Annotated in this window: 10 protein-coding genes; 5 read left to right on the top strand and 5 right to left on the bottom strand. The window is 65.8% G+C overall.

The features are described from left to right. Nucleotides 1-54 precede the first annotated feature (54 nt). The 3 genes from J2X19_RS07430 to dinG form a co-directional block, all read right to left on the bottom strand. Nucleotides 55-1,125: a S1C family serine protease gene (locus tag J2X19_RS07430; RefSeq protein ID WP_310372028.1), complete on the bottom strand. Its 1,071-nt coding sequence runs from the start codon at nucleotides 1,123-1,125 to the stop codon at nucleotides 55-57. 240 nt (nucleotides 1,126-1,365) lie between these two features. Further along, the gene (locus J2X19_RS07425) at nucleotides 1,366-2,253 is read right to left on the bottom strand and encodes a methylglyoxal synthase (protein WP_310372026.1); all 888 of its coding nucleotides are present in this window, start codon (nucleotides 2,251-2,253) and stop codon (nucleotides 1,366-1,368) included. Between the two features lie 27 nt (nucleotides 2,254-2,280). Continuing rightward, complete coding sequence (gene dinG, locus J2X19_RS07420; RefSeq protein WP_310372023.1) at nucleotides 2,281-4,455, bottom strand: ATP-dependent DNA helicase DinG; 2,175 nt, start codon at nucleotides 4,453-4,455, stop codon at nucleotides 2,281-2,283. 500 nt (nucleotides 4,456-4,955) lie between these two features. On the opposite strand from dinG, the gene J2X19_RS07415 reads away from it, so the two are divergent. Next, on the top strand, nucleotides 4,956-6,437 hold the full coding sequence (locus tag J2X19_RS07415) for an ATP-binding cassette domain-containing protein (RefSeq protein WP_310372021.1): 1,482 nt from the start codon (nucleotides 4,956-4,958) through the stop codon (nucleotides 6,435-6,437). Between the two features lie 66 nt (nucleotides 6,438-6,503). Here J2X19_RS07415 and J2X19_RS07410 read toward each other — a convergent pair whose 3' ends face one another. Further along, nucleotides 6,504-8,405 carry a phosphatase PAP2 family protein gene (locus J2X19_RS07410; RefSeq protein WP_310372019.1) on the bottom strand — a complete coding sequence of 634 codons (1,902 nt, stop codon included), beginning with the start codon at nucleotides 8,403-8,405 and terminating at the stop codon, nucleotides 6,504-6,506. Between the two features lie 165 nt (nucleotides 8,406-8,570). After that, a complete protein-coding gene (locus tag J2X19_RS07405) occupies nucleotides 8,571-9,347 on the bottom strand; it encodes an IclR family transcriptional regulator domain-containing protein (protein WP_310372016.1) in 777 nt (258 codons plus the stop codon). Nucleotides 9,348-9,619: 272 nt separating this feature from the next. Between J2X19_RS07405 and pobA the strand changes: the two genes are divergently transcribed. From pobA to J2X19_RS07385, 4 genes are all read left to right on the top strand, one after another. Beyond that, entirely contained in the window at nucleotides 9,620-10,807 is a 1,188-nt protein-coding gene (gene pobA / locus J2X19_RS07400; RefSeq protein ID WP_310372014.1) for a 4-hydroxybenzoate 3-monooxygenase, read from the top strand. A gap of 183 nt (nucleotides 10,808-10,990) precedes the next feature. Beyond that, on the top strand, nucleotides 10,991-11,632 hold the full coding sequence (locus J2X19_RS07395) for a DUF1294 domain-containing protein (protein WP_310372012.1): 642 nt from the start codon (nucleotides 10,991-10,993) through the stop codon (nucleotides 11,630-11,632). A gap of 122 nt (nucleotides 11,633-11,754) precedes the next feature. Then, entirely contained in the window at nucleotides 11,755-12,402 is a 648-nt protein-coding gene (locus J2X19_RS07390) for a hypothetical protein (RefSeq protein ID WP_310372010.1), read from the top strand. Next, on the top strand, nucleotides 12,387-13,817 hold the full coding sequence (locus tag J2X19_RS07385) for a S1 family peptidase (protein ID WP_310372008.1): 1,431 nt from the start codon (nucleotides 12,387-12,389) through the stop codon (nucleotides 13,815-13,817). Before J2X19_RS07390 ends, J2X19_RS07385 begins: the two co-directional genes overlap by 16 nt. Nucleotides 13,818-13,880 lie beyond the last annotated feature (63 nt).

Below are 13,880 nucleotides of genomic sequence, written 5' to 3'. Positions count from 1 at the left end.
ACATATTCAATAGCTGGCAGCGCAATCAATACCTGCGCTACAGCCCTTAAATCTTTAAATTCCCGCGGGCTTTTGCATGGTGTTCATGCGGTCCACCGGCTTGAGCACAATGGTCTTCAGGTCGGCGCCCTGCAGCACGGTCAGCGAAACATCGGCATCGGGCTGGGCCCGGTCCCAGAGCTTTTTGTAGAAGCCCTCCAGCGTGCTGACCTTGGCGCCGTCCACCGCCAGCACCACGTCGCCAGGCTGCAGGCCCGCCTGCTCGGCCGGGCTCTCCTTGCTGACGCGCACGATCTGCACCCGGCCCGCCTGGTCGCTGGAGGTCAGCCCGACCCAGGGCCGGTGGCTTTGCTGGCTGCTGCCGGTCTTCTGCATCTCGGCCAGTATCGGCTTGAGCAGATCTACCGGCACGAACATATTGCCGGGCAGGCGCGGATTGCGGCCCAGCGCGTCGCCGACCAGCAGGCTGCCAATCCCCATCAGCTCGCCCTTCTGGTTGAACACGCCGGCACCCGAATGGTTGCTCACCGGCGGGCTGGTGAAGATGGCGCTGTCGATGTGGTATTCCCAGTAACCCGAAAACGGCCGCTTGCTGACCAGCTGGGTCATGTTCACATCGCCATCGTCGCCATCGGCCTGGGGGCCGGTCGAAGCCATCAATGGCTCGCCGGTATCCACGTCCTTCAGGCTGCCCAGGGCCACCGGCTGGATGCCGCGCAGCGGCAGAATCGGCCGGATCAGGCCAAAGCCGGTCGCCAGGTCATAGGCCACGGCCTGTGCCGGCAGGGTCTTGTTGTCCTGGGTCACGACCTGGATGCTCTGCGCCTCCAGCACCAGGTAGCCAATCGTCACGATCAAGCCGTCGGGGCCGATCACCACGCCCGAGCCGCTGCGCTGCACCCCCAGGGTTTCGGCAGATCGCGCGCCCTCGGCCACGCTGACCCGCACGCCGACCACTGCGGCATTCGCCCGGGTCAAGGCATCCATGGTGGACTGCACAGGTGCGTCCAGCGCCTTGGAGGGCGCGGCCCAGGCCACGCATGCCGCGCTGCAAAAACCGATCACCAACAGCAGTGCCGAGCGCCAGAAGGACCCGCGCAAAAACGAACGTGTAGCGGCGTGCATGGCGTACTCCTTGGCGGGCAACAGCCCTGCCAAGAAGAATGCGCCTAAATGAAACCGGACACAAGAGCGGGGGTATTCACTGCACACCCCCAGGCTTCAGTGCTTCGCATCTTTCGCCACCCCCCTTGCAGGGGGCAACACCAGCAGCCTGGCAAAGCCAGTTCTGCGGTGTTTCTGGAACGGAGACGGGTTGTTATCTATTTGATAGCTACCTACGCTTAACCATAAAGCGCTGCCAGCCTATTTGAGCGGTATTTTCCCCAGAGCTTCGGCCCAGCGCCAGGCCATGGCCGGGGAATTCATGCAGGTGGTGCGGTCGCTGGCACTGCAGACGGCGCGCTCCATCAGCTGGATGTCGGCCTCGTGCTGGCGCGCCACATGCGGGTCTTCGAAAAATATCACCTTCTGGCAGCTGCCATCCAGCACCCGTTCGGCGATCTGCGCATCGCCGCCCAGCGGGCCGCTGCGGTAGGGCGTGACCCAGGGCTGGTCGCTGGGCCAGCCGCGGCTCCAGGCCATCTGGTTCAGCAGGCCGCCGGTAGTGCCGGTGGCGACCCGCTCCTGGTAGCGCGACAGCAGCTCAAAATGGGTGCCGGCAAACTCGACCATCTGGGTCTTCAGCGCATCGTGGGCGATCAGCGCCGCCACCTGCTGCGGCATGGCCTGCAGCAAGGCGGCGCCCGGCGCCTGGGCGCTGGCCAGCCCAGCCTGCAGGCCTTCGATCTGCAGCCATTCCAGCGCCGCGGCCTCGGTGGCCAGGAAAGGCTTGCCATGGATTACGCACTGGCGCTTCAGCGCCTGGGCTTCGGGGAACAGCGAGGACGGATCGACCGGATCGATCAGAAAAATCACCCCGTCCAGCGCCTGGCCGGGCTGCACGCCGCCGACGATGTGCGACACCAGGCGCGTCAAGCCGCCGGAATGGCCGTTCGGGTAGCGCACCAGGCCCGGAAACTTGTCCAGCAGGCCGTAGCGCTGCACCGCGTCATAGGTGCCGCCCACGGCGTGCAAGCCCAGGCCCAAGGCCCGCACCGCCGGCTCGGCCGCCTGCAGCCAGCGCAGCAAACCACTGTCGGAACCCTGGCGGTGCAGACGGTGGGCGATGAGTCCATAACGAATGGCTGGCATGGCGGTCTCCTCGGAAATTTTTGTAATTTATGCGAGCACACGTCCCTGCGGGTCCTTGCGCAGCCGGGCGAACGGCGGCAGCCCCTGCAGCAGGCGCTGGCCGTAGCTGGTATCGCTCAGTCTGCGGTCATAGCAGTAGACAAAGGACTTGTCGGTCTCTGTGCGGATCGCCCGGCCGGCCCACTGGGCGAGCTTGATCGCGGTGGCCGGCACCACCAGCTCGGAGAACGGGTCGCGGCCCACGCCGCGCAGCCATTCGGCGCGCGACTCGCCCACCGGGTCGTCGGGCGAGGCAAACGGCAGCTTGGCGATGAACACGGTTTCGCACAGCTGACCCGGCAGGTCCAGGCCCTCGCCAAAGCTCTGCATGCCGAAAACGATGGACACCTCGCCGGCCTGCACGCGGTCACGGTGCTGCTGGATCAGACGGATACGCGGCAGATCGCCCTGCACCAGCACCTTGGCGCGCAGCGCGTCCGGCAGGGCCAGCACCGCCTGGCGCATCTGGTCGCGGGAGGTGAACAGGCATAGCGCGCCATGCTGCACATCGGCCAGGTCGCGCACCAGGGCCAGCACCATCTCGGAGGTGAAGGCGCTGGCATTGCGCGGGTCCGCCAGGGTCTGCACGGTGACGAACTGGCCCTGGGTCGCGTAGTCGAAAGGGCTGGCCACCTCCAGCGTGGTGGTGGCCTCGTCGTCCTTCAGGCCGGTCTCGCGCAAAAAGAAATCAAACTCGCCGCAGCTGGTCAAGGTGGCGGATGTAACCACCGCCGCCCGCACGCCGGACCACAGCTGGTGCCGCAGGGTAGAGCCGGGCAGGATGGGGCTGGCGTAGGCCTTGATCTGCACCCTGCCATCGACCTCGGCCAGGGTGAACCATTTGGCGGCCGGCGGCCGCGCGGGCGCGGGCGGTGGCGGGCTTTCCTGCAACAGCAGCTGGGCGGTGGCGTGCACCGCCTCCAGCCGCGGCGACAGCATGCCCAGCTGGGCATACAGCACCGACAGACGCCGTGCCTCGTTGGGCGCGTCCTTCATCTCGGCGCGCAGCGCCTTGGCGATGTCGTTCAGCACGCCCAGAAAGCTCTCGGCCATCACGCTGACCATGCCCAGCGGCTCGACCAGCATCAGCGGCAGCTCGCCCTTGGGCAGGCGCACGCGCGGTGGGCCGTAGGCGCTGCTGGGCTCGCGCAGCACCGGCGCGTACAGCTCGGCCAGGCTCTTGGCGATGTCTTCCAGGGTCTGCTTGAGCAGCGAGGCATAGCGCCCCACATCGGCCACCTCGGACACGCCGACCAGGCTGCCGATGCGCTTGGCCCGGCTGGCCAGGGTGTCGATCCAGCCCAGGCGGCTCAGGTCCATGGAGGTGGAAAACTTGTCCAGCGCCACGGCCGGCAGGTGGTGCCCTTCGTCCAGGATCAGCAGGCAGTTGTCCAGCTCGGGCAAGGTGCGCGTGCCCAGGGTGGACAGCAGCAGGTCGTGGTTGGCCACGATCACCTGGGCGCCGACCAGCTCCTTGCGCTTTTCAAAATAGGTGCAGCCATTGAAGGCCGGGCAGTGCTTGCCGGTGCAGCTGCTGGCCTCGGCGGCGATGGGTTGCCAGATGTCGGCATCGGGCTGCTGGGCCAGGTTGTCGCGGTCGCCGTCCCAGGCGGCGCTGGCCAGCTCGCGCGCCAGGCCCGCGTACTGCAGCATGCGGGCTTCTTCGTCGTGGCGCACAAAGGGCGCGCCGGCTGCGGCCAGCTCGTCGGCAAACATATCGTCGTCGTCAGCCCCGCCCTCGCCTGCCAGCCGCGCCAGCTTCAGCTTGCAGACATAGCGGCCACGGCCCTTGGCCAGGCCAAAGCGAAACGGCTCGTCCATCAGCGCCGCCAGCGCCGGCAAATCCTTGGTCACTAGCTGCTCCTGCAGCGCCACGGTGGCGGTGGAGATCAGCACCCGGGTCTTGCGCGCCAGGGCCACGGCAATTGCCGGTGCGCAGTAGGCCAGCGACTTGCCAACGCCTGTGCCGGCCTGGATCACGGCGATGGAGCGCAGTGGCGTGTCGTCTTCGTTCTCCATCTTGCCCAGGGTGGCTTCGCTGAAGGTCTGCGCGACGCGCTCGGCCATCAGCCGCTGGCCCGGGCGGCTGCGGAAACCGCCCGCGGCACTGACCACCTTGTCAAAGGCATCAAGGGCGGACCGGGCGGTGTGTTCGGGAGACATGGATAAAGAAATGCTGGATGGGCTTACAGTTTAACGGAGCGGCACAATACATAAGAAATCAGCCTCTAGCGCTTATTTCATCTGCACGAGAAGCTATCAAAATTGCAGCAACGCCTGGGTCGCCCGGGCCAGCAGCGGGCAGAAAAAAACCCGCCGGGGCGGGTTTCTTCCAAAGTCCATCCAAGAATTACTTGGCAACCGACTTCTTGGCTGGCTTTTTGCTGTGTTTCTTTTTGGTCATGGTGTTCTTTCGTGGATGAAAAAATGAAAACGTCTGGCATTCCATTCGCACGGTCTGCCGACCCCTTTAGAACGCTGCACTGAACGCCGGGTTGACAGTTTTTAAACTCCCCACCCTGCGGCCAACAAGTTCTACTGGGTAAAGATTCTAAGTGCGCCAGTCGGTACACCGGGCCGCAAAGCCAGCTTTACCAAACAGTAACACGGCGTTTGCCTGGGTGGGTTGGCCTGGCAGCGGGCATGTACCATCGCCCACCTCTATGCATGCTCTGCCCTCTTCCCGTTCTTCGCGCCCGGCCTTGCCGCCCTACCGGAATCGCGACTTTCTGCGCTTCATGCTGTGCCCGCCGCTGTTCTGGATGCTGCTGTTCCTGGTGGCCGAGGCGGCGCTGGCAGCCACCACCACCTGGCTGATCATCGACGCCAGCCGCGACGTGGTGGACAAGGTGTTTCTGGTGTCCGACTTCGCCTGGATCGTCGGCGTGCAATCGGCCTCCTATGTGCTGGGCGCCAGCAGCTGGATTTTTGCCGAGCGCGCCGGCTTTGGCGCCTTTGGCCGCTACATGCTGCGCTTTGCCCGCGACAACCGGCACCAGGCCGCGCTGCTGGGCGACACCGCGCAGCGCGAGCAGGTCGAGCCATTCTTGACCAACGAAGCCTTCCACATCTTCTTCGAGCTGGTGTACGAGCTGGAGGCCGACCTGAAGCTGCTGTTCGGCCTGCTGTTCAACGCGGCCGTGCTGGGCGTGGCCATCGACGCCGGCCTGCCGCTGGTCTACGCCGCGGTGTTTGTGGCGCTGCTGGCGCTGCAGATGCTGGTGCGCAAGCCGGTGGCCGCCGTCTACCTGGCGCACCAGCGCAGCACCAACCGCATGACGGCGCAAACCTATAGCGCCTGGGACAACATCTTCAGCGGCAACCGCTACAACTTCCGGCTCTGGCACCACGGCTTCAAGATCCGGTTGCGCGACGCGCTGGCGGCGCAAATCCGCGCCATCCTGGCCCGCGAAGGCCTGGCCACGCTGCACGGCATCGTCTCGCTGGCGGCGCTGTTCAGCTACCTGGCCTGGGTGGCGGGCGACAACGCCGGCAATACCGCCCTGCTGGTGGCACTGGCCGCCACCTTGCCGCGGCAGATCGCCTTGTCCAGCGACATGCACGACCTGGCCTCGGGCTGGAACGACCTAGCCGCCGTATGGACGCGCATCGGCGGCGCCTGCAATGCCATGCGCCCGGCCCCCGACGCCGGCTTTCTGCAGCGCATAGGTTATGGCGAACTTCGGCTGCAATGGGCGACCGACCGGGATGCCCAACCCTGCGCCAACCTGGACGAAGCGCTGGCCATCGTAGACGCCCAGCCCCACGGCCGGCTGCAGGTGCGCGGCGGCAACGGCTCGGGCAAATCCAGCCTGCTGGCAGCGCTGAAAACCCGCCTCGGCCACCAGGCTTTTTACTGGCCGACGCAGGACAAGCTGGCCTTTGCGTTTGCCAGCGCCCAGCCGGTGGATGACGATGCAGACGGCGAAGCAGACGACGAAAACGCCCCCGCCAGCAGCGGCTTCTCGTCCGGCGAGCGCCAGCTGCGGGCACTGCAGGAAATCAGCCTGAAAACCCAGGCCCGCGTCTACCTGCTGGACGAGTGGGACGCCAACCTGGACGCCCGGAACCGCGCGGCCGCCGAAGCCCTGGTGCAGCAGCTGGCGGCGCGCGCCGTGGTGGTGGAGATATCGCACCGGGCCTGAAACCTCGGCGCTATTTCTTTCATAGCTGCTGGCGCAGGCAGTCGCTGCGCTGCAGGCCAATTTTTCTTACGACTTGGCGTCGAGACGGATAGACACACCCGTCCGGCCGTAGATCGGCGTGACCTTGAAACCGTCGACGCTGACGCTGGCAAAGGTGCCCGTGCGGCCCGCGCAGCTGATGAGGGTCAGCATATCGCCCACAGCCGGGGTATAGCCGGACTGGATCTGCACTTTCAACGCGCCGCCCAGAGCCGCCACGCCGGCCACCGCGATGCGGCCCTGCTCACCAGTGCCCAGCGCCAGTTGCAAAGTACCACCGGCCAGCTGGGTGTAGCTGCCGTTGAGTGCCAGCTTGCCGCCGCTCCAGCCGACGAAAGTGCCGGCGCTGTTGTAGACATCGCCCTTGCCCAAGGCCGTGGCCGAAGCTGCTTCCAGCGTACCGGCATCGATCTGGGTGCCACCGGTCCAGCTGTTTCTGCCGGCCAGGCGCAGGCTGCCGCTACCCTGCTTGGTCAGCTTGCCCGCGCCGCCGATGTCGTTGCGCCAGGTGTCGAGCGCGTGGTAGCCCTTCTTGCTGGCGTCCATGGCCACCAGCACATTGCCGTTGAACACGCCATAGCCTTCGGAGGCGGCAAACAGGTTCAGCCGGCCCCAGCCCTCGGCGTCGTCCAGCAGCGGGTAGCCGGAGGCGATGGCGGTGGTCTTCAGCACCACCCGGCGCTGCTCGGCGCTCAGATACGGCAAGCGGGTTTCCAGCAGCACCTCGGCGCCCTTGGGCACGCTGGGCGCGGTGGTGGTGGCGTTGATCGGGCTGAAGCCGTAGGTCAGGCGCTGGGTGTAGCTGGCCTGGTTGGCGGCGCGGTCGGCATAGGCGTCGGTGGCGGTAGTGGCGCTGTGGGCAGCGCTGTAGAACGTGTCGTCACTGCTGCCGGTTTGCGCCTGCAGGTAGCTGTGTGCCTGGGCAACAGCGGCGGCCTTGGCCGTGGCGTTGGCGCTGTCGTTCAGGATGGCGGCCGCCAGAGCCGTGGCCAGGGTGCGGCCGCCCATCACGTCCATCGGCGAATGCATACCGGCGACGATGCGGTAGTCGCCGATGTCGGAGGCGCGGGTCAGGATTTCCTGGAAGCGCTCGGGCACGGCATAGGCCATGGCCCAGGCCGCCAGGTAGGCGGCATTGGTGTGGCCGCTGGTGAAACCGCCGTCGGTGGCCGGCGTCGTGCTGCGCACCGGCAGCAAGGTCGGCACCAGGGCGACGCTGGAGCTGTAGACCGGGAAGCCCAGGCTGTCGACTGCGCCGGTGTCCTGCACCACGCTGGCATTCGTCATGCGCCAGGGCCGTGGGTACTGGAAGAAGTTCTTGCTCGGCGTGGTCGACGAGAAGTTGCCGCGCAGCAGGTTCACCAGGCTCACCACGCTGCCCAGGCTGGACGAGGTGCTGCCACCGCCGGTGCCGGCTTCGGTATAGGCCACAGTGGTGGCATTGGCCGGGATGCTGGTGATGCTGGTGGTGGCGCCCGCCCCCGTGTAATACGGCGCGGCCAGCGGGCCCAGGCCGTCGATCACGCTGTAGTTCTGGTTGCGGCGGTCAATGTAGTAGGCGGTGTCGGCCTGCGCAGATGTGCGGCTGGCACTGAGGTTGGCCACGTACTGGATGTTGCGGCTGAGTACCGGCAGGCCCTTGGCAGTCGGCGCGCCGTTGTTCCAAGCGCTGCCGGTGGTCCAGAGTTCGCTGAACGGCGCCAGCAAGGCCAGGCCGGCGTTGCTGGCGGTGGTGGTGTTGGCGCTGAGATTGGTCTTGTAGCTATCTACAAACGCGGCCACGGTGGGCGCGGGTGCGGCATCGACAAAGCCGGGGTCGGCAGGCGCGGACGGCACCGCCAGATCGCTGTCGCCGCCACCGCAGGCGCTGAGTGCGCTGCAGACTGCCAGGACCAGGGGAAGCACCGGAAAACGGATCGCAGAAGACATGGAAAAGAGGGGGCGCACAGCCCAAGGCAAAAGAAGCTGCGGACTGTAGGCAGCATCCATGGCGGTTTGATGACATGTCAGACATCGTGCGACAGCTTGCTATCTATTTCGCAGCTGCTCGCAAAGGTGGAATATGCGCTAGCGGCCTGTTTCCTCTAAATCGCGTTACAGCAAAGGCTGCAGTTCCCTGGCGGCGTCCAGCAGCAGCGGCAGCAGATCGCGCTGCATGGCCTGCTGCTCGAGACGCTGCGGCGTCGTCACCACGTTCAGCGCGGCCACCGTCTTGCCCTGCAGATTGCGCAGCGGGATCGCCAGGGCGTGTACGCCAAGTTCGTGCTCCTCGCTGGCGACGCAGAAGTCGTCGGCCCGCACCTGCTCGATCACTGCGCGGAAGGCCTTGGGCTCGGTGATGGTGTGGGCCGTCAAGCGCGGCAGGCTGCGGTTCTTCATCCAGGCATTGAAGCTGGCCTTGGTTTCGGCCGCCAGCAGCACCCGGCCGGTGGAGGTGGCATGGGCCGGCAACCGCGCGCCCAGGTGCAGACCGTAGGCCAGCACACGCAAGGGGCCGCCGCTGCGGTCGTTGCCACTGCGGGCCACGATCACCACCTCGTCGCCGTCGCGCACCACCGCCGAGAACGACTCCAGCGTCTGCGCGGCCAAGCGGTTCAGCGTGGGCTGCAGCACCCGCGGCAGCTGGGCCGAGGCCAGGTAGCTGCCGGAAAAACGCAACACCTTGGCTGCCAGCCAGAAGTAGCTGCCGTCGGTGTCCAGATAGCCCAGATGCGCGAGGGTCAGCAGATGCCGCCGGGCCGCGGCCCGCGTCAGCCCGGCGCGCTGGGCCGCCAGGGTGGCGTTCAGGCGCTGGCGCTCGGTATCGAAACTTTCCAGCACCGCCATGCCCTTGGCCATGCCTTCGATGAGATCTGCTTTTTGAATGTCCATTTTTCCTTCTTTGCGCATAACTATTTGCCTTCTAAAGGCAGGCAAAACGCATACCTTCCAGAAACACCGCAGAACTGGCTTTGCCAGGCTGCAGGTGTTGCCCCCTGCAAGGGGGTTGGCGAAAAGTGCGCAGCACTGGAGCCTGGGGGTGAGCAACAGTATTTGCGCGGTGATCGCACAAGCAGGCCGATCATCGCACACTGGCGTAGTTTTGCCCTGGTAAGACATACCACTCCGACCTAAGCTCCAGGGCAGATTTAAGGAGACACCCCATGCGTACCCAGGTTGCCATCATCGGTGCCGGCCCGTCCGGCCTGCTGCTCGGCCAGTTGCTGCACAAGGCCGGCATCGACAACATCATCATCGAGCGCCAAAGCCCCGACTACGTGCTGGGCCGCATCCGTGCCGGCATCCTGGAGCAGACCACGGTCGACATGCTGCACGAAGCCGGCATGGGCCACCGGGTGCAGACCGAAGGCGTGGTGCACCACAGCATCGAGCTGGTGTTCTCGGGCGTGCGCCATGCGATCGACGTGCATGGCCTGACCCACGGCAAGGTGGTCACCGCCTACGGCCAGACCGAAGTCACGCGCGACCTGATGGATGCGCGCAGCGAAGCCGGCCTGAGCACGGTGTACCAGGCGGCCAATGTCAGCGTGCACGACTTCGACAGCCAGCGCCCCAAAGTGCGCTACCAGAAAGACGGCCAGGACTTTGAGCTGGAATGCGACTTCATCGCCGGCTGCGACGGCTTCCACGGCGTCTGCCGCGCCAGCGTGCCCGAAGGCGCGATCACCGAATACGAAAAGGTCTACCCGTTTGGTTGGCTGGGCGTGCTGGCCGATGTGCCGCCGGTGTCGCCGCATTCCATCGTCTACGGCAACAGCGAACGCGGCTTTTCGCTGTGCTCGATGCGCAGCCTGACGCGCAGCCGCTACTACGTGCAATGCCCGCTGGACGACAAGGTCGAAGCCTGGAGCGACCAACGCTTCTGGGACGAGCTTCGCAGCCGCCTCGACCCGGAGCTGGCCGAGCGCATCGTCACCGGCCCGACCCTGGAAAAAAGCATCGCCCCGCTGCGCAGCTTTGTCGCCGAACCGATGCGCTTTGGCCGCATGTTCCTGGCCGGCGACGCGGCCCACATCGTGCCGCCCACCGGCGCCAAAGGCCTGAACCTGGCGGCCAGCGACGTCAAGTATTTGTCCAGCGCCTTCATCGAGTTCTATGCCGAGAAAAGTGCCGCCGGCATCGACACCTATTCGCAGCGCGCCCTGGCCCGCATCTGGAAGGCCGAGCGCTTCTCCTGGTGGCTGACCTCGCTGATGCACAAGTTCCCCGACACCGGCGCCTTCGGCCAGCGCATGCAGGAAGCCGAGCTCGAGTACCTGGTCAACTCCACGGCGGCATCCACCGTGCTGGCCGAGAACTATGTGGGGCTGCCGCTGGATCTGGGGCGTTGACGCGGTTGATTAAAGATTGAGCAGCGCAATCTTTAGCCTTTCAAAACAAGCACTTAGCCAGCCCATACAGACAGCGTACAGAGTTACCCCCAAAGTTATCCAGTGCAAACGGGGAGAACTTTGGGGCCCTGCCGCCGATGCCAAAATAAGCCCTGTCACACCACCGCAGCACAGGGCGCATCGATGCAGAAGCAGGGAACCATCCAACGCTGGGACGCCGCACGCGGCTTCGGCTTCATCCGCAGCCCGCAGACCCCGGCCGACATCTTTTTCCACATCAAGGACTACCGCGGCGCAGCCGCTCCGCGCGAAGGCGAAGCCGTGTGGTTTGAAGAAATCACCGTGGGCGGCAAGGGGCCGCGCGCCATGGCGGTCCGCACGGCCACCACGCCAGCCCAAGCCGCTCCGCAGCGCCAGCGGCGGCCGGCGCCACGCCCTGGCGTTCACCGCACAGATTCCAACCCGGCATTTTTTGCGCTGCTGACTATCGGCTGGATCTGCCTGCTGGCCTGGGGCGTTTGGGCGCACCGCCTGCCGCTCTGGGTGCTGGGCGCAGCGGTAGCGGTGAACCTGGCCACCTTCTTCGCCTACTGGACCGACAAACACGCGGCCCGCACCCGGCAATGGCGCACCAAGGAAGACTCTTTGCATGTGTTCAGCCTGCTCGGCGGCTGGCCCGGTGCCGGCGTGGCCCAGGCCATCCTGCGGCATAAGTCGTCCAAGGCCGCGTTCCAGGCCACCTACTGGGTGACGGTGGTGGTGCACTGCGCGGCGCTGCTCGGCTGGCTGTTCTGGCTGCAACCGCGCATGCTATTCAATCAATAGCAGCCTGCGCAGCCTCTACCTGCGCCAGCGGCCTGTTTTCTTTCAACGGCCTAGTGCAGTCCAGCTAGACAGCACCATCCCCCTCTGCCACCATATGCAGCACCTTTCAAAGGACGGTGCATATGGTGGCAGCGCAGATCTTCTCCGGTGTGGGCATTGGCTTGCTGCTGGGCCTGCTGCTCGGCTTGTCGTCATCGCCCGTCGTTGGCCTGGTGGTCGGGGCGCTGGCAGCATTGATCGCGTCCTTCGTCGGCCTGCGTATGCAGAGCAAGGAAGGCGCCGACACAGCCACCGATGCCGGCAGCCCGGCGCAACGCAAGCTGGCCGCCCTGCGCGCCGGCTGCTTTGGTTTGACCTGCGTGGTCGGCCTGCTCTGCGGCATCTACCTGCGCACCCACGACAGCCTGTCGCCAGCCCCCGTGCCGCCCAAGCAGCAAATGGAAGAACTGCTGGCCCTGGGCTTCAGCCCCGCAGAAGCCCGCGCCCTGGTTGTGCAGCGCCTGTGGGGGCCGCTGCCCGGCACTGCCAAGCCGGCGGACAGTCCGGCCGCACTGCACAGCTCCAGCCTGTTCGCCGGCAACAGCGATCTGTGCGAGCGCGCCAGCATGCAGCGCTTCCAAGGCATGGACAGCGCCATCGCCGCCTACCAGGCGATGGGCGCGCCCGATCTGGAACGCGTCGCCAAAGCCATCCACCAGCAGCCCGGCGACGAGAAAGCCCACGTGGCCGTGTGGAGCAGCGTGCTGGGAGCCCTATGCGCCGGGCGCTAGCCAGCATCGCGCTGTCCATCCTTCTCGGCCTGCCCGGCAGCGCCGGCGCACAGATGGCCGAGGTGTTCAAGCGCAGCAGCGAATCGCTGCTGAAAATCGAGGCCGGCAACAACGCCGCCTCCGGCTTCATCTGGAGCGACTCGGCGCATGCGGTCACGGCCTTGCACGTGGTCGACGGCCAGCCGCGCATCGTGGCGCACTATGTGGGGGCCGACGGCAAGATCGTGGCATCCACCGCCGCGGTGGTCGAGAAGGTGCTGAAGGAATCCGACCTGGTGCTGCTGCGGCTGCAAACACCGCAAAACCGCAAGCCACTGGCGCTGAACCTGGCGCCTCCGGCCGTCAAGCAGTCTTTCGACGCGCTGGGCTTTCCGCTGAATATCGCCGGCTACAGCAGCACCGAGGTAAAGCTGCGCTTCGGCGGCAACCAGCTGCGGACGATTCTGCCGCCCAAGGTGTTGCGCGAAATCACCGACTACCCCAGCACCAGCATCGAAATCCTGAACCTCGAAGGCAACCTGGTGCCGGGTCTGTCGGGGGCGCCGATTCTGGATGCCGAAGGCCGCGTGATCGGCATTGTCGATGGAGGCCTGGAGAACGGCGCGGTCGGCATCAGCTGGGGCATACCGGCCAGCCATCTGCAACTGCTGGCCCAGTCCAATGTCAGCAAACTGCCGGGAGCCACCCGCAGCGCCGCCCTGTTTGCGGCCGACCTGCAGGCCGATGTGGCACCCACGCAGTCCCTGGGCACGTTCGGCCTGACCAAGCTGCGCAGCCGCACCTACCAGCAGCTGGCGGCTACCGCCGACGACCAGCTGGGCCTGGCCCAGCTGACCCAGATGTTCCAGATGTTCAACCCCAACGCCTTCCGTTACGACATCTACCAGGACCTGGTGTCCGGCGCCACCGTGGTGGTGCCCGAGGGCGCGCAGATAACGCAGCAGGGTAACTTCATCGTCGTGCGCACCGGCGACGCCAGAATGTCGATGAAGATCCAGCTCAAAAGCGTCTCCAGCCCGCAAGAAGCTATCGCCCAGGCGCAGGTGTTTGAACAGCAACTATTGGAGCCCGGCAATGGCGTGGCGGTGCTGCCCGACCCCGCCTGGACCTATCTGCAGGCCATGCAGCGCTTTGGCGTGACCACCATCCGCAAGGCCTGGAACCGGGCCGTCTACCGCAACGGCATGCTGCAGCCGGAAAAGTACTACTTTGAGACCCTGGCCACCAACGGCAAAAGCCAGCTGGGCGTCGCGGCGGTGAACAACGACAGCAGCTATGCGACGAACCAGATGGAAGTCGCCTGCATGCAAGGCCTGGCCGATCCACGCTGCGCAGCGCTGGTGCGTTCGCGCGAGACCTGGGCGCGGATGGTGCTGGGGGTGCAGTTCTCCAGCTTCCCGGTGCAACAGTTCTAGGGCGTCTCATTAATCAATCGCCCTGCAGTTGCTGGCGTGAACGATAGAAACACCATCTCCTCT

This window comes from Rhodoferax ferrireducens (genome assembly GCF_031458075.1).
Taxonomy (GTDB): domain Bacteria; phylum Pseudomonadota; class Gammaproteobacteria; order Burkholderiales; family Burkholderiaceae_C; genus Rhodoferax_B; species Rhodoferax_B ferrireducens_A.
Note: the sequence above shows the minus strand (reverse complement) of the source record. Positions and strands in the feature narration are given on the sequence as shown.